The 21,517-nt window shown below is 52.7% G+C and carries 22 protein-coding genes and 1 pseudogene; 14 read left to right on the top strand and 9 right to left on the bottom strand.

The window, feature by feature from the left end:
• Positions 1 to 235 precede the first annotated feature (235 nt).
• The 4 genes from dhaK to FOB24_RS14830 all read left to right on the top strand — a co-directional run bounded on the left by dhaK (position 236) and on the right by FOB24_RS14830 (position 5,272).
• On the top strand, positions 236 to 1,306 hold the full coding sequence (dhaK, locus tag FOB24_RS14815) for a dihydroxyacetone kinase subunit DhaK (RefSeq protein ID WP_150345103.1): 1,071 nt from the start codon (positions 236 to 238) through the stop codon (positions 1,304 to 1,306).
• Positions 1,307 to 1,317: 11 nt separating this feature from the next.
• Positions 1,318 to 1,950 (top strand): dihydroxyacetone kinase subunit DhaL, encoded by a 633-nt coding sequence (gene dhaL, locus FOB24_RS14820; protein WP_038641211.1) that lies wholly within the window; start codon positions 1,318 to 1,320, stop codon positions 1,948 to 1,950.
• A 10-nt stretch (positions 1,951 to 1,960) separates the two neighbouring features.
• Positions 1,961 to 3,391, top strand: a complete 1,431-nt coding sequence (gene dhaM, locus FOB24_RS14825) for a dihydroxyacetone kinase phosphoryl donor subunit DhaM (RefSeq protein WP_150345104.1) — start codon at positions 1,961 to 1,963, stop codon at positions 3,389 to 3,391.
• Between the two features lie 168 nt (positions 3,392 to 3,559).
• Complete coding sequence (locus FOB24_RS14830) at positions 3,560 to 5,272, top strand: alpha,alpha-trehalase (protein ID WP_087856080.1); 1,713 nt, start codon at positions 3,560 to 3,562, stop codon at positions 5,270 to 5,272.
• Between the two features lie 47 nt (positions 5,273 to 5,319).
• Here the strand turns inward: FOB24_RS14830 and FOB24_RS14835 are convergent, their stop codons facing one another.
• The gene (locus FOB24_RS14835; protein WP_069324680.1) at positions 5,320 to 5,574 is read right to left on the bottom strand and encodes a GlsB/YeaQ/YmgE family stress response membrane protein; all 255 of its coding nucleotides are present in this window, start codon (positions 5,572 to 5,574) and stop codon (positions 5,320 to 5,322) included.
• Between the two features lie 198 nt (positions 5,575 to 5,772).
• Between FOB24_RS14835 and ycgR the strand changes: the two genes are divergently transcribed.
• Positions 5,773 to 6,507 (top strand): flagellar brake protein YcgR, encoded by a 735-nt coding sequence (ycgR, locus tag FOB24_RS14840; RefSeq protein ID WP_038641216.1) that lies wholly within the window; start codon positions 5,773 to 5,775, stop codon positions 6,505 to 6,507.
• A gap of 11 nt (positions 6,508 to 6,518) precedes the next feature.
• Here ycgR and emtA read toward each other — a convergent pair whose 3' ends face one another.
• Entirely contained in the window at positions 6,519 to 7,130 is a 612-nt protein-coding gene (gene emtA / locus FOB24_RS14845; RefSeq protein WP_016153365.1) for a membrane-bound lytic murein transglycosylase EmtA, read from the bottom strand.
• Positions 7,131 to 7,228: 98 nt separating this feature from the next.
• Here emtA and ldcA point away from each other — a divergent pair, with 98 nt between their 5' ends.
• Both ldcA and FOB24_RS14855 read left to right on the top strand, forming a co-directional pair.
• Positions 7,229 to 8,143 (top strand): muramoyltetrapeptide carboxypeptidase, encoded by a 915-nt coding sequence (gene ldcA, locus FOB24_RS14850; RefSeq protein WP_150345105.1) that lies wholly within the window; start codon positions 7,229 to 7,231, stop codon positions 8,141 to 8,143.
• 97 nt (positions 8,144 to 8,240) lie between these two features.
• The gene (locus tag FOB24_RS14855; RefSeq protein WP_038641221.1) at positions 8,241 to 9,974 is read left to right on the top strand and encodes a potassium/proton antiporter; all 1,734 of its coding nucleotides are present in this window, start codon (positions 8,241 to 8,243) and stop codon (positions 9,972 to 9,974) included.
• Here the strand turns inward: FOB24_RS14855 and FOB24_RS24715 are convergent.
• The 3 genes and pseudogenes from FOB24_RS24715 to FOB24_RS14865 all read right to left on the bottom strand — a co-directional run.
• Positions 9,912 to 10,064: pseudogene (locus FOB24_RS24715) on the bottom strand (hypothetical protein); the annotation flags it as partial. The gene FOB24_RS14855 and the pseudogene FOB24_RS24715 overlap by 63 nt on opposite strands.
• The gene (gene dadX, locus FOB24_RS14860) at positions 10,025 to 11,095 is read right to left on the bottom strand and encodes a catabolic alanine racemase DadX (protein WP_038641223.1); all 1,071 of its coding nucleotides are present in this window, start codon (positions 11,093 to 11,095) and stop codon (positions 10,025 to 10,027) included. The pseudogene FOB24_RS24715 and the gene dadX, both read right to left, overlap by 40 nt.
• 12 nt (positions 11,096 to 11,107) lie before the next feature.
• Positions 11,108 to 12,406, bottom strand: coding sequence for a D-amino acid dehydrogenase (locus FOB24_RS14865; protein ID WP_085048063.1), 1,299 nt, complete (start codon positions 12,404 to 12,406; stop codon positions 11,108 to 11,110).
• Between the two features lie 322 nt (positions 12,407 to 12,728).
• On the opposite strand from FOB24_RS14865, the gene FOB24_RS14870 reads away from it, so the two are divergent.
• Positions 12,729 to 14,261 carry a SpoVR family protein gene (locus FOB24_RS14870; protein WP_069324685.1) on the top strand — a complete coding sequence of 511 codons (1,533 nt, stop codon included), beginning with the start codon at positions 12,729 to 12,731 and terminating at the stop codon, positions 14,259 to 14,261.
• Positions 14,262 to 14,354: 93 nt separating this feature from the next.
• Here FOB24_RS14870 and fadR read toward each other — a convergent pair whose 3' ends face one another.
• Complete coding sequence (gene fadR / locus FOB24_RS14875) at positions 14,355 to 15,074, bottom strand: fatty acid metabolism transcriptional regulator FadR (protein ID WP_038641229.1); 720 nt, start codon at positions 15,072 to 15,074, stop codon at positions 14,355 to 14,357.
• 237 nt (positions 15,075 to 15,311) lie between these two features.
• Between fadR and nhaB the strand changes: the two genes are divergently transcribed.
• The 3 genes from nhaB to FOB24_RS14890 all read left to right on the top strand — a co-directional run bounded on the left by nhaB (position 15,312) and on the right by FOB24_RS14890 (position 17,980).
• The gene (gene nhaB / locus FOB24_RS14880; protein WP_038641231.1) at positions 15,312 to 16,856 is read left to right on the top strand and encodes a Na(+)/H(+) antiporter NhaB; all 1,545 of its coding nucleotides are present in this window, start codon (positions 15,312 to 15,314) and stop codon (positions 16,854 to 16,856) included.
• 141 nt (positions 16,857 to 16,997) lie between these two features.
• Positions 16,998 to 17,528 (top strand): disulfide bond formation protein DsbB, encoded by a 531-nt coding sequence (dsbB, locus tag FOB24_RS14885; RefSeq protein ID WP_042307884.1) that lies wholly within the window; start codon positions 16,998 to 17,000, stop codon positions 17,526 to 17,528.
• A 110-nt stretch (positions 17,529 to 17,638) separates the two neighbouring features.
• On the top strand, positions 17,639 to 17,980 hold the full coding sequence (locus tag FOB24_RS14890) for a DUF1971 domain-containing protein (protein ID WP_150345106.1): 342 nt from the start codon (positions 17,639 to 17,641) through the stop codon (positions 17,978 to 17,980).
• A 29-nt stretch (positions 17,981 to 18,009) separates the two neighbouring features.
• Here the strand turns inward: FOB24_RS14890 and FOB24_RS14895 are convergent, their stop codons facing one another.
• The 3 genes from FOB24_RS14895 to FOB24_RS14905 all read right to left on the bottom strand — a co-directional run bounded on the left by FOB24_RS14895 (position 18,010) and on the right by FOB24_RS14905 (position 19,570).
• Complete coding sequence (locus FOB24_RS14895; protein WP_199952001.1) at positions 18,010 to 18,456, bottom strand: YcgN family cysteine cluster protein; 447 nt, start codon at positions 18,454 to 18,456, stop codon at positions 18,010 to 18,012.
• A 92-nt stretch (positions 18,457 to 18,548) separates the two neighbouring features.
• The gene (locus tag FOB24_RS14900) at positions 18,549 to 19,208 is read right to left on the bottom strand and encodes a fumarylacetoacetate hydrolase family protein (protein WP_038641240.1); all 660 of its coding nucleotides are present in this window, start codon (positions 19,206 to 19,208) and stop codon (positions 18,549 to 18,551) included.
• A gap of 68 nt (positions 19,209 to 19,276) precedes the next feature.
• Positions 19,277 to 19,570, bottom strand: coding sequence for a YcgL domain-containing protein (locus FOB24_RS14905; RefSeq protein WP_038641242.1), 294 nt, complete (start codon positions 19,568 to 19,570; stop codon positions 19,277 to 19,279).
• 126 nt (positions 19,571 to 19,696) lie between these two features.
• Here FOB24_RS14905 and minC point away from each other — a divergent pair, with 126 nt between their 5' ends.
• Genes minC through minE form a run of 3 tightly spaced genes read left to right on the top strand, consistent with a single transcriptional unit; the run spans position 19,697 to position 21,510 of the window.
• A complete protein-coding gene (gene minC, locus FOB24_RS14910) occupies positions 19,697 to 20,404 on the top strand; it encodes a septum site-determining protein MinC (RefSeq protein ID WP_121529147.1) in 708 nt (235 codons plus the stop codon).
• 23 nt (positions 20,405 to 20,427) lie between these two features.
• Positions 20,428 to 21,240, top strand: coding sequence for a septum site-determining protein MinD (minD, locus tag FOB24_RS14915; RefSeq protein ID WP_038641246.1), 813 nt, complete (start codon positions 20,428 to 20,430; stop codon positions 21,238 to 21,240).
• 3 nt (positions 21,241 to 21,243) lie between these two features.
• Positions 21,244 to 21,510: a cell division topological specificity factor MinE gene (gene minE / locus FOB24_RS14920; RefSeq protein WP_003833739.1), complete on the top strand. Its 267-nt coding sequence runs from the start codon at positions 21,244 to 21,246 to the stop codon at positions 21,508 to 21,510.
• The last annotated feature ends 7 nt before the right edge of the window (positions 21,511 to 21,517 follow it).

A 21,517-nucleotide genomic window follows, 5' to 3' on the forward strand; every position in this document is an offset into this window, starting at 1 on the left:
TGCCCAATCTCACATTTCCGCTGTTTTTTGCGGCTATACGTTTCAATATGGAACATATTGAGATAGCAATGTTCCTTATTGAAACACCACCAACAGCAATTTTCTTTTGCATACCCGTGTGCAAAATTACTTTATCGGCAGCGAGCGGTCGCCGTAGCGTTGTACAAACCGATACCCTACATCAGATGGCTGCAGAATTTTGGCAGCATCCAGGACTGTCTGCGGAGCATAAATAATGAAAAAATTGATCAACCGTGTTGAAGACGTACTGAATGAACAACTCTCCGGACTGGCGAAGGCTTACCCCTCCCTGGCGCTGCATCAGGACCCGGTGTACGTCACTCGCGCAGATGCGCCGGTGATGGGCAAAGTGGCGCTCCTCTCCGGCGGCGGCAGCGGACATGAGCCAATGCACTGCGGTTATATTGGGCAGGGCATGCTCGCCGGGGCCTGCCCGGGTGAGATTTTCACCTCACCTACGCCGGATAAAATGTTCGAATGCGCCATGCAAATTGACGGCGGTGAAGGCGTCCTGCTGATCATCAAGAATTACACCGGCGACATTCTTAACTTCGAAACCGCCGCCGAGTTGCTGCACGAAAGCGGTATTAAAGTCACGACCATGGTGGTGGATGACGACGTCGCGGTGAAAGATAGTCTGTATACCGCCGGTCGTCGTGGCGTGGCGAATACCGTATTGATAGAAAAACTGGTCGGCGCGGCAGCCGAACGCGGTGACTCGCTGGAAGCCTGCGCGGCACTCGGGCGTCAACTGAATAACCAGGGACACTCCATTGGGATCGCCATTGGCGCCTGTACCGTTCCGGCCGCCGGGCAACCGTCGTTCACGCTGCAGGATAACGAAATGGAGTTTGGCGTGGGTATCCACGGGGAGCCGGGCATTGACCGCAGAGCCTTCACGTCTCTCGACCAAACCGTAGATGAAATGTTCGACACGCTGCTGGAAAACGGCAACTACAGCCGCACGCTGCGTCATTGGGACAACGTCCAGGGCGCGTGGCAGGAAGGCAAAGAAAGCAAGCGGGCGTTGCAAAGTGGCGATCGCGTCATCGCGCTGGTCAATAATCTCGGTGCGACGCCGTTGTCAGAACTCTTCGGCGTGTATAACCGCCTCGAAAGCCGTTGCCAGGATGCGGGGATCGTCATTGAGCGCAACCTGATCGGCTCTTACTGTACCTCTCTGGATATGACCGGTTTCTCAATCACCCTGTTACAGGTGGATGACGAAACGCTGAATTTATGGGATGCACCGGTTCACACCCCTGCTCTCAACTGGGGTAAATAAGGAGATTCATGATGTCCCTCACCAGAACGCAAATTGTTAACTGGCTCTATCGCTGCGGCGAAATATTCACTACCGAAAGTGATTTTCTCACCGGGCTGGACCGGGAAATCGGCGATGCAGACCACGGTCTGAACATGCATCGTGGCTTTAGTAAAGTGGTCGAAAAACTGCCGTCTATCGCCGATAAAGACATCGGCTTTATTTTAAAAAATACCGGCATGGTATTGCTCTCCAGCGTTGGCGGAGCCAGCGGCCCGCTGTTCGGTACCTTTTTCATCCGCGCCGCCCAGGTCACGCAAGCCCACCAGAGCCTGACGCTGGACGAGTTGTATCAAATGATTCGCGATGGCGCAGAAGGCGTCATTAGCCGTGGTAAAGCTGAGCCTGGCGACAAAACCATGTGCGACGTTTGGTTGCCGGTGGTGGAATCTTTACGTCAGTCCTGCGAGCAAAAGCTAAGCGTACAGGCGGCGCTGGAAGCCGCAAGCCAACAAGCGGAAGCCGCGGCACAAAGCACCATCACCATGCAGGCACGCAAAGGCCGCGCCAGCTACCTTGGTGAACGCAGCATTGGCCATCAGGATCCTGGCGCAACGTCCGTCATGTTTATGATGCAAATGCTGGCTCAGGCGTCCAGAGAGTAAGGATAAAGCGATGGTAAACCTGGTTATTGTGTCTCACAGCGCCCAACTGGGCGAAGGCGTCGGCGCGTTAGCCCGACAAATGTTAATGGGCGATGGCTGTAAACTCGCTATTGCCGCAGGCATTGACGATCCTGAGAATCCCATTGGCACCGATCCGATTAAGGTGATGGAAGCCATCGAGTCCGTGGCCGATACGGATCACGTGTTAGTGATGATGGATATCGGCAGCGCGTTGCTGAGTGCGGAAACCGCCCTTGAACTGCTCGACCCTGACATCGCCGCGAAAGTCCGTCTGTGCGCCGCCCCGCTGGTTGAAGGCACGCTGGCCGCGACGGTTAGCGCTTCTGCGGGTGCTGATATCGAGCAGGTCATCCGTGATGCCATGCACGCCCTCGACGCCAAATGTGAGCAACTGGGTTTACCTTCGCCCTCGGCAGCAAAGTCCGCTTCTGCCGAACTATCACCCGACGCAGATGCCCGTTCGATTGCCATTGTGGTGAAAAACCCCAACGGTATCCACGTTCGCCCGGCCTCACGGCTGGTATCTACGCTGTCTGGCTTTAACGCCGACATGTGGCTGGAAAAAAACGGCAAGTGCGTCGTTCCTGATAGTCTCAATCAGATAGCCTTGCTGCAGGTGCGTTGTAACGACACGCTGCGCCTGATTGCCAAAGGCGAACAGGCAGAAGATGCCCTGGCCGCGTTCAAACAGTTGGCGGCAGAGAATTTTGGCGAATCGCTCGCACCAACGCAGGCGAAAAACGTGGCGACTCAGGTCCCGTCACGGGTAACGGGGACGGTATTTTGTTACACGCCATTCTCACCCGAGATAAGCCCGCAGCCCGCAGCGTCATTGCAGGCTGAGCAGCAGCGATTACAGGCCGCCATCCAGAGCACGCTGAACGATTTAAGCGAGCTAACCGCGCTCGCTGAAGAGAAGTATTCCGCCGATATCGCCGCGATCTTCTCCGGTCACCACACGCTGTTGGACGATCCCGAGCTGTTCGATATGGCGTGCGACGTAATGCGTGAAAAGCAGTGTAGCGCCGCCTGCGCCTGGCAGCAGGTGCTGAGCGAACTCAGCCAGCAGTATTTACAGCTCGACGATCCCTACTTACAGGCGCGATATATCGACATTGAAGATTTACTGTCTCGTTCGCTGCAGCATTTAACAGGAGCGACGGCGCAAATCCCGACGTTCAGCCGCCCGACAATCCTGGTCGCGGACGTCATTTACCCGTCTACGGTGTTGCAACTCGACCCGCTGACCATCAAAGGGATCTGTCTGCGTGCCGGGAGCGAGGCTTCTCACCCCGCGATTATCGCCCGTGAAATGGGACTTTGTTGGATGTGTCAGCTTGGGGAGACCCTCGATAGTATAAAGACGGGAGATACGGTCACTCTTGACTGCGTGGCGCATCGGATAACCCATACAGGTTAATGGCATCAGCACACCCTTTCTCAACAGGGTGTGCATCTTCCTGGCGCGTCGGGAAATGTCTGTTTATTCGCAAAATGGGGAGTCGATCACGCGCAACGGTCGATCCTGAACTAAGGTTTTCTCATGGTAAATGCCGCTGCTTCGGCACACCGCTAAGGAGATTAACCGATGATAACACCAGCAATTCGCCATTCCGGGCTGCTTTCTGTAGCGATAAAACTGACGTTTGCCAGTACCCTTTTTGCCTTTACCTCTTTTACCGTCAATGCGGAGGACGCGCCAGCAACGACACCGCAACCACCTGATATTCTGCTCGGCCCTCTGTTTAACGATGTACAAACGGCCAAATTGTTCCCTGACCAGAAAACCTTTGCTGACGCGGTTCCCAATAGCGATCCGTTAATGATCCTCGCCGATTACCGAATGCAAAAGAATCAATCTGGATTCGATTTACGTCATTTTGTCGGAGTGAACTTTACCTTACCAAAAGAGGGTGAGAAATACGTCCCCCCTGCCGGGCAATCGCTGCGCGAGCATATTGATGGTCTGTGGCCGGTGCTAACACGCTCAACAACAGACGTTGAAAAATGGGACTCGCTGCTGCCGCTCCCGGAGCCATATGTGGTGCCAGGCGGGCGTTTTCGCGAAATATATTATTGGGACAGCTATTTCACCATGCTGGGGCTTGCCGAAAGTAATCACTGGGACAAGGTCTCCGACATGGTGGCAAATTTCGCTTACGAGATTGATGCCTGGGGACACATTCCTAACGGCAACCGCACCTATTATCTGAGCCGTTCTCAACCGCCGTTCTTTGCCTTTATGGTTGAACTGCTGGCGCAGCACGAAGGGGATGATGCGCTGAAAAAATACCTCCCGCAGATGCTCAAAGAGTACACCTACTGGATGGAGGGCGTCGAAACGCTCCAGCCCGGTCAGCAAAATAAGCGCGTGGTCAAGCTGGATGACGGCACCATTTTGAACCGCTACTGGGATGACCGCGATACACCGCGGCCAGAGTCATGGGTGGAGGATATCGCCACCGCTAAAAGTAACCCGAACCGCCCGGCCACCGAAATCTACCGCGACCTGCGCTCCGCCGCCGCGTCCGGCTGGGACTTTAGTTCCCGCTGGATGGATAACCCCAACCAGCTAGGTACCCTGCGTACCACCAGCATTGTGCCGGTCGATCTCAATGCGCTGATGTACAAAATGGAAAAAATGATCGCCCTCGCCAGTAAAGCCGCTGGTGATGATGCCAAAGCTGCTCAATATGACGGTTTTGCCAATGCCCGACAAAAAGGGATCGAAAAGCACCTGTGGAACGACAAAGAAGGCTGGTATGCCGACTACGATCTAAAGAGCCACAAAGTACGTAACCAACTCACTGCCGCCGCCCTGTTCCCGCTGTATGTTAATGCAGCGGCAAAAGATCGCGCCAGTAAGGTCGCCGCGGCAACCCAGGCGCATCTGCTGCAGCCCGGCGGTCTTGCTACCACCTCGGTGAAAAGCGGCCAGCAATGGGATGCGCCAAACGGCTGGGCCCCTCTCCAGTGGGTCGCGGCAGCCGGGTTACAGAATTACGGTCAGGATAACGTCGCCATGGACGTAACCTGGCGATTCCTCACCAACGTGCAGCACACTTACGATCGCGAGAAAAAGCTGGTTGAAAAGTATGACGTGAGTACCACTGGCACCGGCGGTGGCGGCGGTGAATATCCGTTGCAGGATGGGTTCGGCTGGACTAACGGCGTAACGCTAAAAATGCTCGACCTGATTTGCGCCAAAGAAAAACCGTGTGACAGCGTCCCCGCATCGCGTCCAGCCCCGGCTGGGACGGCATCAACTGAGCCTCAAAAGCAGACGCAACCGACGCCATAACGAACTTTCTATTCCAAAGAAACGGCCCCCCAGAGGGGGTCGCTCACTCAATCTCGTCGCACAAGCCGGAAAACACCCAGCACAACAATCGCGCCGACTACGGCCACCAGGAAGCTGTGGAGATTAAATCCGCTGACATCACCGCCGATACCAAACATTGTTGCCAGCCATCCGCCGACCACAGCGCCGACAATACCGAGAATACAGGTCAGGATAAATCCACCGCCATCGCGCCCCGGCATAATCAGTTTGGCGATAATACCTGCAATCAGACCAAAAACAATCCAGGCAATAATTCCCATTTTCAGGCCCTCTTTCCAGTGAATGTGCGCTCGTTATTCCCGCGCCAGTGCATTAAGTATAGGCAAGCTGTTGGATGACGTTTTTCCACACAGACTTAATTCATTGGCTTTGGCAAAAAATTTCATTCATTTGTCTTAAGTTCCGTCGTTTGATGCCGATAATCCAACGATAAACCAGGCATCCAGGAGTCATTAGGTGTGAGCAACTACAATGAGCAGTTCCTGAAGCAAAATCCGTTAGCGGTGTTAGGCGTTCTCAGGGACTTAAATTCGCAGCAGGTTCCACTGCGTATCTCCTGGTCAGGTGGCCAGTTCATTAGCAAAATACTGGCGGTCACCCCGGACGAACTGATCATGGACTTTGGCAGTCAGGAATATGAAAACCAGGCCGTGCAGCGGGCCAGCCAGATCTCAATTATCGCCGAAACGCAGGGCGCCAAAGTGGAATTCACGCTGCCGCAGCTTAAAAAAGGCGAGTATCAGCGACTACCGGCATTTATCTCAACGCTGCCGCCTTCCCTGTGGTTCATACAGCGTCGGGAGTATTTCCGTATCGGCGCGCCGCTGCATCCTCCCTATCGCTGCGCGGCAAAGATGCCGGACAACAGCATTCTGCATTTTCGCCTGTTCGATTTGTCTCTCGGCGGCATGGGTGGACTGTTAGAAACGGCAAAGCCAGAGGGACTGGTAGAAGGCATGCGCTTCTCACAAGTTGAACTGAACATGGCGCAATGGGGTGTGTATCACGTTGACGCCCAGCTGATTTCCATCAGCGAGCGCGTGGTTATCGACAGCAAAAACGAAACCATTACTACTCCCCGCCTGAGCTTTCGTTTTCTCAACGTCGGCCCGGCGGTGGAGCGGAACTTACAGCGGATTATTTTTTCCCTTGAGCGCGAAGCCCGGGAAAAAGCAAATAAGGTGCGCGGATAGCATTACATGAACTACATGACATCCAGCGCTTGCTGGAGCTTCCAGATATAGCGCGGAGCCTGCGGCGCCGGATGATTATCAGCCACATGTTCAATAAATTCATCCGGGCTGAGATCGTTGATCTTATTAATGGCTTTTTTTCTGTCGGAGGAGAATGTTCGCAGCAGGGCGCCCGCCCCGTTAGCGTACGACACCACCAGCGCATATTGCATCACCTGAGGATCTTCAATTCCGGCCAGCGGCCCGGTCTCAAGAATACTCAGGTAGGCGGCTCCCATCGAAATATTACGCTCAGGATTTTTCAGCTCGCTGGTCGACGGCTCTCCGCTCCATCCCATACGACGGTAAACATCGCGTCCTGACGTGGACGCTTTTAACTGCATCAGACCAATCGCATTCGATTTACTGACCGCATTCGGGTTTCCGCCAGATTCAATGGCGATGATAGCGGTAATCAATTGTGGGCTGACACCCCAGGCCGCACCGGCTTTTTCACTGATCGGCATCCATTGCATTGCGCGTTTGACCGGAACTTCAGCATTCCATGGCGGATTTTTGTAATCCTGTTTTGAACTACAGCCCGCAAGTAATACAACCAAAAAAGCAAACCATCTCAATTTCACGTCATCTATCCTTATAGCCGGAACCTGTCGCTGAGGTGACAACGACATACCTACGCGGCATGATATACATTTGGTTTTAGTTGTAGCAAGGAAATGCCATGTCCCGGTTTCACTTAATTGCCCCTTCGGGCTACTGTATCAACCAGCAGGCTGCATTACGTGGGCTTGCGCGGCTTACTGAGGCCGGTCACCAGGTCGATAATTCAGCGGTCATTGCGCGCCGATGCCAGCGTTTTGCGGGCACAGAATCAGAACGTCTGGCAGATGTGAACTCGCTCGTTAATCTGCACACGCCTGATACTATTGTCATGGCGGTACGCGGCGGCTATGGCGCGAGCCGTTTACTGGAAGGGATCGACTGGCAGGGACTGGCTGCTCGTCAGCAACAAAACCCGCTACTGCTGTGCGGGCACAGCGATTTTACGGCGATTCAGTGCGGTTTGCTGGCGCAGGGCAATGTGATTACCTTCAGCGGCCCAATGCTGGCGGCTAACTTCGGGGCCGAGGAGATGAACGCGTTTACCGAGCACCATTTCTGGCAGGCTTTGCGTCATCCCCAATTTACCCTTGAATGGCAGAGTAACGGCCCGGCGTGTGCGACCGAAGGTACGCTATGGGGCGGAAATCTGGCGATGATCATTTCGCTGATGGGCACACCGTGGATGCCCGCTATCGAAAATGGTGTGTTGGTGCTGGAAGATATTAATGAGCACCCATTCCGTATTGAACGCATGCTGCTGCAGCTATACCATGCGGGAATACTGGCCCGGCAGAACGCCATTATTCTTGGCAGTTTTAGCGGCAGTGCGCCCAATGACTATGACGCCGGTTACAGCCTTGATTCGGTTTGCGCTTTTCTACGCGACAGATTGTCAGTTCCGTTAATCAGCGGTCTTGATTTTGGTCATGAACAACGTACCGTCACCCTGCCTTTGGGTGCCAATGCGGTGCTGAAAAACGATAAAAATGGCGCTCAGCTCACCATAAATGGTCATCCGGTACTTAAATCGTAAAAAAAGCTGCCAACAGGGCTAAGTAAAACGCTGTTTCTGTCGTTATTATGTTAGGGTTTGTTAATACGAAACAGCGTAATTCAGGAGTAAACGAACGTTGGATGCCGCAGCAGTTATTAGCCTTTTTATTTTGGGTTCCGTTCTCGTCACCTGCAGTATCTTACTCAGTTCATTCTCATCACGTCTTGGCATCCCTATTCTGGTGATATTTCTCGCTATCGGGATGTTAGCGGGGGTGGATGGTGTAGGCGGTATTCCTTTTGACAACTACCCTTTTGCCTACATGGTGAGCAACCTGGCACTGGCGGTTATCCTGCTCGACGGCGGCATGCGCACCCAGGCCAGCTCTTTTCGCGTCGCGCTGGGTCCGGCGCTATCGCTGGCGACCGTCGGGGTACTGATTACCTCCGGACTTACCGGCATGATGGCCGCATGGTTGTTTAATCTGGATCTGATTGAGGGGCTATTGATTGGCGCGATAGTCGGTTCCACCGATGCGGCGGCGGTCTTTTCCTTGCTTGGTGGTAAGGGGCTTAACGAACGTGTTGGCTCCACGCTGGAAATTGAATCCGGGAGTAATGACCCGATGGCGGTATTTTTGACTATCACGCTTATCGCCATGATCCAAAACCACGAGACCGGTTTAAGCTGGATGTTCGCGGTGCATATACTCCAGCAGTTTGGTTTAGGGATTGTGCTGGGTCTGGGCGGCGGCTATCTGCTGCAGCAAATGATTAACCGCATTTCGTTGCCTGCCGGGCTGTATCCGTTACTGGCTTTAAGCGGCGGGATCCTCATTTTTGCCCTGACTACCGCACTGGAAGGCAGCGGTATTCTGGCGGTTTATCTGTGCGGTTTCCTGCTGGGTAATCGCCCGATTCGCAACCGATTTGGTATTCTGCAAAACTTCGATGGCCTGGCCTGGCTGGCGCAAATCGCCATGTTCCTGGTGCTGGGGCTACTGGTCACGCCTTCCGACCTGCTGCCTATCGCGATTCCAGCGCTGATTTTGTCCGCATGGATGATTTTCGTGGCTCGTCCGCTGTCGGTCTTCGCCGGGCTGCTGCCGTTCCGTGGCTTCAATCTGCGCGAGCGTATTTTTATCAGTTGGGTGGGCTTGCGCGGCGCGGTGCCGATCATCCTTGCCGTCTTCCCGATGATGGCCGGCCTGGAAAATGCGCGTCTGTTCTTTAATGTGGCGTTCTTCGTGGTTCTGATCTCCCTGCTGTTTCAGGGAACGTCACTTTCCTGGGCGGCTAAAAAGGCCAAAGTGGTGGTTCCCCCGGTCGGCTGGCCCGTTTCGCGTATTGGTCTGGATATTCACCCGGATAACCCCTGGGAGCAGTTTGTTTATCAGCTCAGCGCGGATAAGTGGTGTGTGGGAGCCGCATTGCGCGACCTGCATATGCCGGAAGAAACGCGAATTGCCGCCCTGTTTCGTGACAATGTCTTGTTTCATCCATCGGGCAGTACGCGCCTGCGTGAAGGTGACGTGTTGTGCGTCATTGGTCGCGAGCGCGATCTCCCCGCTCTCGGCAAGCTATTCAGCCAGTCGCCGCCGGTATCGTTAGACCAGCGCTTCTTTGGGGATTTTATTCTCGAAGCCAGCGCAAAATATGCCGACGTGGCGCTGATATATGGCCTCGACGATGGCACAGAATATCGCGATAAACAACAAACGCTGGGTGAAATCGTTCAGCACCTGTTAGGCGCCGCGCCGGTCGTCGGTGACCAGGTTGAATTTGCTGGCATGATCTGGACGGTGGCCGAGAAAGAAGATAATGCGGTGCTGAAGGTTGGTGTTCGCGTTGCTGAAGATGAGGATGAGTGACGTAGCTGTTTTTGCCGGGTGGGAGCTGCGCCTGACCCGGCATACAAAAGTTACACCGTCACAACCGGTACGCGCAGCGCCAGCGAACACATCAGTTCGTAGCCCACCGTACCCGCAGCAGCGGCCACATCGTCAATTTTAATCTCTTTGCCCCACAGCTCTACCGGCGTGCCGATCCCCGCCTGAGGACATGGCGTCAGGTCAACCGCCAACATATCCATTGAGACCGTTCCGACCGTTTTGGTGCGTACACCATCTACCAGCACTGGCGTGCCGCTCGGCGCATGGCGCGGATAACCATCTGCATACCCGGTCGCCACAATGCCGATGCGTTGCTCCCCGCTGGCGGTGTAACGCCCGCCGTAACCGACCCGATCGCCGGCTTTCAGCGTTTGTATGCCGATAATTTCGCTGCTTAACGTCATCACAGGTTTCAGGCCCGTATTGGCGATGTCTCGCCACTGTCCAGACGGCGATGCTCCGTACAAAATGATGCCCGGACGAACCCAGTCATAATGCGCTTCAGGATGCCACAGCGTCGCAGCCGAATTGGACAGTGACCGTCTGCACTCCAGCCCTTCTGTCGCCTGCGCAATACGTGTCATCGCTTCCTGAATGCCATCCGGGTGTTCTGCATCAGCGAAGTGCGACATCAGCGTCATTTCACCGACATTGGGCATGGCCCGCAGCTGTTGCCAGACCGTGGAAACTCTGTCTGGTAAGAAACCCAGCCGGTTCATGCCGCTGTTCACCTTCAGATAAACATCGAGCGGTGCGTTCAGGCGCGCATTCTGCAATGCTTTTAGCTGCCAGTTACTGTGCACACACGTTGTCAGACGATATTTGTCATATATCGTCAGGTCGTCGGCGTGGAAAAAACCCTCCAGCATTAATATCGGGCCTTTCCATCCCCGCTCGCGCAGGGTTATCGCCTCTTCAAGATTGAGCATGGCAAAACCGTCGGTTGTGCCCAGCGCATTCCATACTCGTTCAATGCCATGTCCGTAAGCATTGGCTTTCACTACCGACCAGACGCGGGCGTCCGGTGCGGCCTGGCGAGTAATGGCCAGATTTTGTTTCAACGCCTGCAGGTCAATGCTGGCCAGTATCGGGCGGGTCATCTCTCATCCTTATCAGTTATGGGCGCCGTGTAAATGCCGTGGCCGAGAGGGGGTAAACCCCGGGCTGTAACGCGCCACGCTCAAATCGTCGTAAGGAATGGCTGGGGTACGACCAGATAAAATATCGCTCAGCAGCTGGCCGGATCCACAGGCCATCGTCCAGCCCAGTGTGCCATGACCCGTATTAAGCAGCAGATTTTTAAAGCGGGTTCGTCCCACGACCGGCGTACCGTCCGGGGTCATCGGACGCAGTCCGGTCCAGAATGTAGCCTGCTCCACATGACCGCCGCGCGGGAAAAGATCGCGTACAACCATCTCCAGCGTTTCGCGGCGAGGCTGCAGCAATTCGGTATTGAAGCCAACAATCTCCGCCATGCCGCCAACGCGAATACGGTTATCAAAGCGGGTTATGGCGATCTTGTAGGTTTCATCAAGGATAGTAGAAACCGGGGCCCCATCATCCTGCGCCACAGGAATGGTCAAGGAATAACCTTTAAGCGGATAGACCGGAATATCAACAATACCTTTGAGCATCGCCGTGGAGTAAGAGCCAAACGCCATCACATAAGCATCGGCTTTAATAATTTCATCCCCACACTGGACGCCATATATTTGCTCCCCCTCGCTGAGTAGCTTATCGACCGGGGTGTTAAAGCGGAACGTGACGCCCGCTTGCTCGGCCATCTGCGCCAGGCGCTGGGTAAACAGCTGGCAATCACCGGTTTCGTCATTTGGTAAACGCAAGCCGCCGGTCAGCTTATGCGCCACTTCCGCCAGCGCGGGTTCGACTTCCGCCAGGCGGTTTGCTTCAAGCAACTGATATGGCACGCCCGCATCTTCGAGCACGGCGATATCGCGGGTGGCGTTCTCATACTGTTGAGCAGTACGGAACAGCTGTAACGTTCCACCCTGACGTCCTTCATACTCAATGCCGGTAGAGGCGCGCAGCGCTTTCAGGCAATCACGGCTGTATTCCGCCAGCCGTACCATGCGTCCTTTGTTTTCCATGTAGTGGCTGGTGTCGCAGTTACGCAGCATTTGCCACATCCATTTCAACTGGAACTGAGTCCCGTCGAGACGGACGGCCAGCGGGGCATGGCGCTGAAACATCCATTTAATTGCTTTAAGCGGTACGCCGGGCGCCGCCCATGGTGCTGCATACCCTGGAGAGATTTGTCCGGCGTTTGCCGCACTGGTTTCCAGTGCCGGACCGGGCTCACGATCAATGACGGTGACATCATGTCCAGCCTGACTTAAGTACCAGGCGCTGGTCACGCCAACGACACCACTTCCCAGTATGACAACTCGCATAGCCACTCCGTTAACAGTAAAAGAACAATCATCTAATTACATCTTGATAACTCAGTTGAAAATATTATTCAACATATGGCTTTTTTATGGTGACTTATCTCACATATAGCAGTGATTGCTGGGAACTCCCGGCTTTGGAATCTCATGCTGTGCGTTATTTTTATCCAGCATAAAATTTTGCGGATATGCCTTTTTTCTGCGCTTCGCTAACGTGAAATCGCAAAGAAAAAATTTCTGCCGCAGCACGTTTTTTAACACCATGATCTATGCTTGAAATGAGGTACTCCACACAGAGAGTGCCGCCAACAATGAGGGTGCGCGAATGGCTACGATTGATTCCATGAACAAGGACAGCACACGGTTAAGCGATGGACCCGACTGGACGTTTGATCTGCTGGATGTCTATCTGGCGGAAATAGACCGCGTGGCGAAACTCTACAGACTGGATACCTACCCGCACCAAATCGAGGTGATCACCTCCGAACAGATGATGGATGCCTACTCCAGCGTCGGGATGCCAATCAACTATCCGCACTGGTCGTTTGGTAAGAAGTTTATTGAAACCGAGCGCTTGTATAAGCATGGTCAGCAGGGGCTGGCCTATGAAATCGTCATTAACTCCAATCCGTGTATCGCATATCTGATGGAAGAGAACACCATCACCATGCAGGCGCTGGTGATGGCGCATGCCTGCTACGGACATAACTCTTTCTTCAAAAATAACTACCTGTTCCGTAGCTGGACGGATGCCAGCTCCATTGTCGACTATCTGATCTTCGCGCGAAACTACATTACCCAGTGTGAAGAGCGTTACGGTGTGGATGAAGTCGAAAAGCTCCTCGACTCCTGCCATGCGCTGATGAACTACGGCGTGGACCGTTACAAACGACCGCAAAAAATCTCGCTTCAGGAAGAGAAAGCCCGGCAGAAAAGCCGTGAAGAGTATCTACAAAGCCAGGTGAATATGCTGTGGCGCACGCTGCCGAAGAAAGAGGAAGAGAAAACCATTTCCGAAGCGCGGCGATATCCTTCCGAGCCGCAAGAAAACCTGCTCTATTTTATGGAAAAAAACGCGCCGCTACTGGAGTCCTGGCAGCGTGAGGTCTTACGCATCGTGCGCAAGGTCAGCCAGTATTTTTATCCGCAGAAACAGACGCAGGTGATGAATGAAGGCTGGGCCACCTTCTGGCATTACACCATCCTTAACCACCTTTATGATGAAGGTAAAGTTACCGAGCGTTTCATGCTGGAGTTTCTGCATAGCCATACCAACGTGGTTTTCCAGCCGCCGTACAATAGTCCGTGGTATAGCGGGATAAACCCTTACGCGCTGGGCTTTGCGATGTTCCAGGATATCAAGCGTATCTGTCAGTCCCCCACCGAGGAAGACAGGTACTGGTTCCCGGATATTGCCGGTTCCGACTGGCTGGAAACGCTGCATTTTGCGATGCGCGATTTTAAAGATGAGAGTTTTATCAGTCAGTTCCTGTCACCAAAAGTGATGCGCGATTTTCGCCTGTTCACCGTGCTGGATGACGATCGCCACAATTACCTGGAGATTTCCGCTATCCATAATGAGGAAGGATATCGTGAAATTCGTAGCCGACTGTCGTCGCAATATAACCTCAGCAACCTGGAGCCGAATATTCAAGTCTGGAATGTCGATCTGCGCGGCGACCGTTCGCTCACCTTGCGTTATATTCCGCATAACCGTGCCCCGCTGGATAAGGGACGCAAAGAGGTACTGAAACATGTGCACCGGTTATGGGGTTTTGACGTGATGCTGGAGCAGCAGAATGAAGATGGCAGCGTGGAGCTGCTGGAGCGTTGCCCGCCGAGGATGAACGGTCTGTAATTCTTATTGCCGGAGGCGGTGTAAACACCTTATCCGGCCTGCGCATTCGAGGCCGGATAACACGCTTTAGCGTCGCCATCAGGCATTGCGTAATTAGCGTCCCTGAATAGCTAAATCGCCCGGCAGGTTTTTCTGCATACGATGCCAAATCTCGCCGCTGTCGTGACCATAGCGGCGCACCGTTTCATAAACCTGCTCATGAGCGCCCTGCTCGCACAGTTCTGACAGCTTACGATAGAAGCTCAGCGCCAGACCACGCGCTTCTGGATTAGCAAAATAATGACGACCAATACGGGTATATAACCCTTTCATTCCGTTGAGGATCAGACCGTATATGGGGTTACCGGACGCAAATGCCAGACCGCGAAAAATGTTGTAGTCCAGATCGGCGAACGCATCAGCGTGGTCAGCTACCTGATTTGCTGTCGCCAACACCTCCTGCGCTTTGTCAGGATGCTGGCGAAACGCGGTACGGATAAAGATGGTTGAAATGTTGGTGCGCACAGACAGCAGATTATCGATCAACTGCGGTACGCTCTCGTGATCGAGGCGCGCCAGCGTTTCAAGAATATTCAACCCGGAGGTTTCCCAGAAGTTATTCACCTTCGTCGGTTTGCCGTGTTGAATGGTCAACCAGCCGTCCCGCGCCAGACGCTGTAATACTTCGCGCAACGTAGTACGTGTCACTCCGATCAGTTCAGAGAGTTCACGTTCAGCGGGCAAAATAGTGCCAGGTGGGAAGCGGTTATTCCAGATACTCTCAATGATGTACTCTTCCGCGAACCCCGCCGGGCTTTGCGCCTTAATGACCATAGTAATAATTCCATTACACAGCAAAACATAGTTACAGTTATCATACCAGACGGGTTTCATAGCTGATAGCTGACGAAATGAAGAAAAAGTGGATCAAGGCTTCATTTTCCAGATAACGCTGATACTCACTCCCCCCTTGCCATTCACGTGAAGAGCTTGCCTGCGCACCCTCCTCCCGCTAAGCTTTGCGGTCAAACATAAAAACATCATTTCATTTTTAAAGGTAGGGAAATCACCATGGAGCTATCATGGAGCCGCGCGATGTGGCGGAATTTTTTAGGTCAGTCGCCAGACTGGTATAAACTTGCACTGCTCATCTTCTTAGTCGCTAACCCGATTATTTTTTTCATCAATCCCTTTATTGCAGGCTGGTTGTTGGTGGCCGAGTTCATTTTTACGCTGGCAATGGCGCTAAAATGTTATCCGCTGCTGCCGGGCGGGCTGTTGGCAATTGAAGCTGTCATCATTGGCATGACCAGCGCCGCGCATGTGCGTGAAGAAGTTGCCGCCAACCTTGAGGTGTTACTGCTGCTGATGTTTATGGTGGCAGGCATCTACTTTATGAAGCAACTGCTGTTGTTTATTTTCACCCGTCTTCTGCTCAGTATTCGTTCCAAGTCACTGCTGTCGCTCTCCTTTTGCATTGCTGCCGCCTTCCTGTCCGCGTTCCTTGACGCGTTGACCGTCGTTGCCGTGGTGATAAGCGTAGCGGTCGGTTTCTATGGCATCTACCATCGCGTGGCCTCTTCCCGTGGGGAAGATAACAATATGCTCGATGACAGCCATATCGATCAGCACAACAAGGTCGTTCTGGAGCAGTTCCGTGGTTTTCTGCGTAGCCTGATGATGCACGCAGGCGTCGGTACGGCGTTAGGCGGCGTAATGACCATGGTTGGTGAACCGCAAAACCTGATTATCGCCAAAGCTGCTGGCTGGCACTTTGGCGACTTCTTCCTGCGCATGTCACCAGTCACCGTTCCGGTGCTGATTTGCGGTCTGCTAACCTGCGTGCTGGTCGAGAAATTACGTTGGTTCGGCTATGGCGAAACGCTGCCGGAGACCGTCCGCGATGTCCTGCAAAAATTTGACGATCAGAGCCGTCAGCAGCGAACCCGCCAGGACAAGATCAAACTGATTATCCAGGCGATTATCGGCGTCTGGCTGGTGGTCGCCCTGGCACTGCATCTGGCGGAAGTGGGATTAATTGGTCTGTCAGTGATTATTCTGGCAACGTCGTTAACCGGCGTTACCGACGAACATGCTATAGGCAAAGCCTTTACCGAGTCGCTGCCCTTCACCGCCCTGCTGACCGTGTTCTTCTCTGTTGTTGCGGTGATCATCGATCAGCAGCTCTTTTCGCCGATTATTCAGTTCGTTTTACAAGCCTCTGAACACGCGCAATTAACGCTGTTCTATCTGTTTAATGGTCTGCTGTCGTCTATTTCTGATAACGTCTTTGTCGGCACTATCTACATCAACGAAGCCAAAGCGGCCCTGGAACAGGGGACTATCAGCCTTAATCAGTATGAACTGTTAGCGGTGGCGATTAACACCGGGACCAACTTGCCTTCCGTAGCCACACCAAACGGGCAGGCGGCGTTCCTGTTTCTGCTGACTTCCGCCCTGGCACCATTGATTCGCCTCTCTTATGGTCGCATGGTATGGATGGCTCTGCCTTATACCCTTGTCCTGACACTCGTCGGGTTGCTTTGCGTGGAGTTCACGCTTGTTCCTATGACCGAATGGATGACCCAGTCGGGCTGGTTAGCTACACTTTCATAACAATTAGCCGGGTAAATCACTGCCCGGTTTGACTTTTTGCATGATAATTATCCGATTACGCAAATTTTCAATTCCCGCTAGTGGCGCATAAAGTGAATTGGTTTAAACTGCGGTCTCTACGCATGTTGCAGGGAAATTATTATGTTGCGATTTTTAAACCAGTGTTCCCGTGGTCGTGGAGCGTGGTTATTGTTGGCGTTTACCGCCTTTGCGCTGGAACTCGTCGCGTTGTGGTTCCAGCACGTCATGCTGCTAAAACCTTGCGTGTTGTGTATTTATGAACGTAGCGCATTATTTGGCGTGATGGGTGCGGGACTGGTGGGGGCTATCGCGCCAAAAACACCGCTGCGCTATGTGGCAATGGTTATCTGGATTTACAGCGCCTGGCGCGGTCTTCAGTTAGCGTATGAACACACCATGATTCAGCTTCACCCGTCACCATTTATGACCTGTGATTTTGCCGCGCGCTTTCCGAGCTGGTTACCGCTGGATAAATGGCTGCCGCAGGTGTTTGTGGCATCGGGCGACTGCGCTGAGCGTCAGTGGTCGTTTTTAACCCTCGAAATGCCGCAGTGGCTGCTCGGGATCTTCGCCGCATATCTTGTTGTGGCAATACTGGTCGTCATAGCACAACCGTTTAAACCGAAAAAACGTGACCTTTTCGGTCGCTAACAGAGACGCTCCTTCGGGAGCGTTTTTTTTGGCTTAAATTCATTGCCTGCTGGCATCTATAAGATGTATATTAAATACATCTTATAGATGCCACACGAAGGAGATGTCTTATGTCCCATTTACGCATCCCGGCAAACTGGAAAGTTAAACGCTCTACTCCCTTCTTTACGAAAGACAATATTCCTGCGGCACTGCTCTCCCACCACAACACCGCTGCGGGGGTGTTTGGACAGCTCTGCGTGATGGAAGGCACAGTCACGTATTATGGCTTTGCCAATGAAGACGCAAAAGAACCCGAAGTGAAAGTAGTGATTAATGCCGGCCAGTTCGCGACCAGCCCACCACAATACTGGCATCGCGTTGAATTAAGTGACGATGCGCAATTCAACATCAATTTCTGGGTTGAAGACGACAACCATGGAGATGAAATGTATCAGGCGAAAAAATCTTAACCCTTAACGCCTGCTAATCGATGGGCGGCTCAGTCCGCCCATGAAGGTTTGTTCAGGATATGATCCTGCCAGTCGCGCACTTCTGATTCTTTTACCGCAATATGACGTACCGAAATACGTTCGCCATGCATTGCCGCTTTCGACCCGATCAGCAACGGATGCCATTCTGGCAACCCTTTTCCTTCCGCCAGCAGACGATAGGCGCAGGTCATCGGCAACCATTCAAAGGTAGGCAGATTATCACGCGTGAGTTTGATGCAGTCCGGCTCGTATTCGAATCGACGTTCGTAGTTACGGCACTGGCAGGTTTTAATATTGAGCTGCTTACAGGCGACGTTGGTAAAATAGATTTCGTCAGTGTCTTCATCCATCAGCTTATGCAGGCAGCATTGACCACACCCATCACATAATGACTCCCACTCGGCATCGGTCATTTCATCAAGGGTTTTACTTTGCCAGAAAGGTATGTCGCTCATCAGGGTATCCGCTATTGTAATAAAGCTGCACCTTATAACCAGTCTGGCACGCTGATGCAAGTTTTGCCGCCCGAAAAGGCGGCAAGCAGAGACTACAGCACGCGGGTGGTCAGTGTTTGTCCATGGAAACTGATAGCCAGTTCATCACCACTACTTAACGGTCCAACCCCTGCTGGCGTACCCGTCAGCACAACATCGCCCGCTTTGAGCGTAAAGAAACGGCTCATGTAGGCAATCAAAGGAACAATGGGATGGATCATATCTGCCGTCGAGCCGTGCTGACGCGTTTCGCCGTTTACCGTCAAGCCGAGCATTGTATCCTGCGGATCACCATCAAATTCCGCCACCGGGATAAATCCTGACAGCGGGCATGAGTTATCAAAGCCCTTGGCTTTTTCCCACGGCTGACCGGCTTTCTTCATTTTGCCCTGAATATCGCGCAGGGTTAGATCCAGCGCTACGCCATAGCCAGCGATGGCTTTACGCACATGTTCTTCTGTCGCCTGGCGTAAGGTTGCGCCAATCAGTACCGCCAGCTCAACCTCATGGTGAACCGACCCCATATCGGATGGGATCGCCAGCGGCTGGCGCAAATCACACAGCGCAGTTTCCGGTTTGATAAACAGTACCGGCTCTTCCGGGGTGGTTCCCCCCATCTCTTTTATATGGTTGGCATAGTTACTGCCTACGCAAACCACCTTACTCACCGGATAATCCAGCAGAGCACCATGCCAGTTGTGATGTTGATACATTACTTTCCCCTAACGTAGTATAGATTTCAGGTACTGCATCGATGGAACGTGCTGCTGCCGGATGCAGTTTAACGTTTAGCGTCTGATGTATTTTGTTTGGCCGCTGCCAGATGCTGTTTGAGCAAATCTTCTGGCGGTGGCGGTATTTGTAAATAATAGCCCTGCTCGATTAGCGCCTGTTTTACTTTTTCAAGATCGGCATTAACCAGTTTTTTTCGACCATCAAGCGGCAACATCATTGCCAGCGTTGGCTGACCAAATCCTTTCATCAGTTCTTCAGGAACTCGCGAGAAATCGTCTTTTTTTTCGACATATAAATAAGTCTGGTCACGTTTGCTGCTTCGGTAGATCACACAAAACATATCTTTTACTCTGAATTCACGGAATGGTGGCTTGCCTCAATATAATACTGACTATAACATGCCTTATAGTCTTCGGAATATCACCCCGCGCTGGGGATGATAAATAGCAAATTGAGTAAGGCCAGGATGTCAAACACGCCAATCGAGCTTAAAGGCAGTAGCTTCACCTTATCAGTGGTTCATTTACATGAAGCAGAACCCGAGGTTATTCGTCAGGCGTTGGAAGACAAAATCGCGCAGGCCCCTGCATTTTTAAAACATGCGCCCGTGGTGGTTAACGTGAGTGGTCTTGAAAGCCCGGTAAACTGGTCGGCGCTGCAGGAAGTTGTCGCGTCTACCGGCTTGCGCATTATCGGCGTTAGCGGATGCAAAGACGCCCAATTAAAGGCTGAAATTGACGAAATGGGACTTCCTTTACTGACTGAAGGTAAAGAAAAAGCGCTTCGTCCCGCGCCTGTTGAGGCTCCAGTTCCCGTCCCGCCGCTGCAAAACGTTACTCCCATCACAAAAACACGATTAATAAATGTACCGGTTCGTTCCGGTCAGCGCATTTATGCTCCACAATGTGATCTGATTGTTACAAGCCACGTCAGTGCGGGCGCCGAGCTTATCGCTGATGGCAATATTCATGTTTATGGGATGATGAGAGGTCGAGCGCTGGCAGGCGCAAGCGGTGACCGGGAAGCGCAAATTTTTTGTACCCATCTGACGGCAGAACTGGTGTCTATCGCAGGTGTTTATTGGCTGAGTGATAAAATCCCAGCAGAATTTTATGGCAAAGCGGCACGCCTGCAATTAGCAGAGAACGCTTTGACAGTTCAACCGTTGAATTGATCCCTTTTTAACAAGGAATTTCTATGGCACGCATTATTGTTGTTACTTCGGGTAAAGGGGGCGTTGGCAAAACCACCTCCAGCGCGGCCATCGCTACAGGTTTGGCCCAGAAGGGAAAGAAAACTGTCGTTATTGATTTTGATATCGGCCTGCGTAATCTTGATCTGATTATGGGTTGTGAACGCCGCGTCGTTTACGACTTCGTCAACGTTATTCAGGGCGATGCGTCGTTAAATCAGGCGTTAATCAAAGATAAGCGTACCGAGAATCTCTTTATTCTTCCGGCCTCACAGACCCGCGATAAAGACGCGCTGACGCGTGAAGGCGTCGCAAAAGTTCTGGACGATCTGAAAGCGATGGACTTTGACTTCATCGTCTGCGATTCCCCGGCGGGTATCGAAACCGGCGCGCTGATGGCCCTGTATTTTGCTGATGAAGCCATTATCACCACAAACCCGGAAGTCTCTTCTGTACGCGACTCAGACCGTATTCTGGGTATTCTGGCGTCGAAATCCCGCCGCGCAGAAAACGGTGAAGAGCCGATTAAAGAGCATCTGTTGCTTACGCGCTACAACCCTGGCCGCGTAAATAAAGGTGACATGCTGAGCATGGAAGACGTACTGGAAATTCTGCGAATCAAGCTGGTTGGCGTGATTCCTGAAGATCAGTCAGTCCTGCGCGCGTCTAACCAGGGTGAGCCGGTTATTCTCGACATCAATGCTGATGCCGGTAAAGCCTATGCTGATACCGTAGACCGTCTGTTGGGAGAAGAACGTCCTTTCCGCTTCATTGAAGAAGAGAAGAAAGGTTTCCTCAAACGCCTGTTCGGAGGATAAGTTATGGCATTACTGGATTTTTTTCTCTCGCGGAAAAAGAGCACAGCGAACATCGCTAAAGAGCGACTGCAGATTATTGTTGCGGAACGTCGTCGTAGTGACGCCGAGCCACATTATTTACCGCAGCTAAGGAAGGATATTCTCGACGTTATCTGTAAGTATGTACAAATTGATCCAGAAATGGTCACCGTACAGCTTGAACAAAAAGACGGCGATATTTCGATCCTCGAGCTGAACGTAACATTACCTGAAGCAGAAGAGTCTAAATAACCTTTTG

Origin of the sequence: Citrobacter werkmanii, from assembly GCF_008693645.1 — a bacterium.
Lineage (GTDB): Bacteria > Pseudomonadota > Gammaproteobacteria > Enterobacterales > Enterobacteriaceae > Citrobacter > Citrobacter werkmanii.

Coding starts and splice junctions, on each gene's coding strand:
- minD (WP_038641246.1), top strand. CDS start 20,428: ATGGCACGCATTATTGTTGTTACTTCGGGTAAAGGGGGCGTTGGCAAA.
- dadX (WP_038641223.1), bottom strand. CDS start 11,095: ATGACCCGCCCGATACTGGCCAGCATTGACCTGCAGGCGTTGAAACAA.
- FOB24_RS14895 (WP_199952001.1), bottom strand. CDS start 18,456: ATGAGCGACATACCTTTCTGGCAAAGTAAAACCCTTGATGAAATGACC.
- dsbB (WP_042307884.1), top strand. CDS start 16,998: ATGTTGCGATTTTTAAACCAGTGTTCCCGTGGTCGTGGAGCGTGGTTA.
- FOB24_RS14870 (WP_069324685.1), top strand. CDS start 12,729: ATGGCTACGATTGATTCCATGAACAAGGACAGCACACGGTTAAGCGAT.
- ldcA (WP_150345105.1), top strand. CDS start 7,229: ATGTCCCGGTTTCACTTAATTGCCCCTTCGGGCTACTGTATCAACCAG.
- minE (WP_003833739.1), top strand. CDS start 21,244: ATGGCATTACTGGATTTTTTTCTCTCGCGGAAAAAGAGCACAGCGAAC.
- dhaM (WP_150345104.1), top strand. CDS start 1,961: ATGGTAAACCTGGTTATTGTGTCTCACAGCGCCCAACTGGGCGAAGGC.
- FOB24_RS14890 (WP_150345106.1), top strand. CDS start 17,639: ATGTCCCATTTACGCATCCCGGCAAACTGGAAAGTTAAACGCTCTACT.
- FOB24_RS14865 (WP_085048063.1), bottom strand. CDS start 12,406: ATGCGAGTTGTCATACTGGGAAGTGGTGTCGTTGGCGTGACCAGCGCC.
- FOB24_RS14905 (WP_038641242.1), bottom strand. CDS start 19,570: ATGTTTTGTGTGATCTACCGAAGCAGCAAACGTGACCAGACTTATTTA.
- minC (WP_121529147.1), top strand. CDS start 19,697: ATGTCAAACACGCCAATCGAGCTTAAAGGCAGTAGCTTCACCTTATCA.
- fadR (WP_038641229.1), bottom strand. CDS start 15,074: ATGGTCATTAAGGCGCAAAGCCCGGCGGGGTTCGCGGAAGAGTACATC.
- nhaB (WP_038641231.1), top strand. CDS start 15,312: ATGGAGCTATCATGGAGCCGCGCGATGTGGCGGAATTTTTTAGGTCAG.
- FOB24_RS14835 (WP_069324680.1), bottom strand. CDS start 5,574: ATGGGAATTATTGCCTGGATTGTTTTTGGTCTGATTGCAGGTATTATC.
- dhaL (WP_038641211.1), top strand. CDS start 1,318: ATGTCCCTCACCAGAACGCAAATTGTTAACTGGCTCTATCGCTGCGGC.
- FOB24_RS14830 (WP_087856080.1), top strand. CDS start 3,560: ATGATAACACCAGCAATTCGCCATTCCGGGCTGCTTTCTGTAGCGATA.
- FOB24_RS14900 (WP_038641240.1), bottom strand. CDS start 19,208: ATGTATCAACATCACAACTGGCATGGTGCTCTGCTGGATTATCCGGTG.
- dhaK (WP_150345103.1), top strand. CDS start 236: ATGAAAAAATTGATCAACCGTGTTGAAGACGTACTGAATGAACAACTC.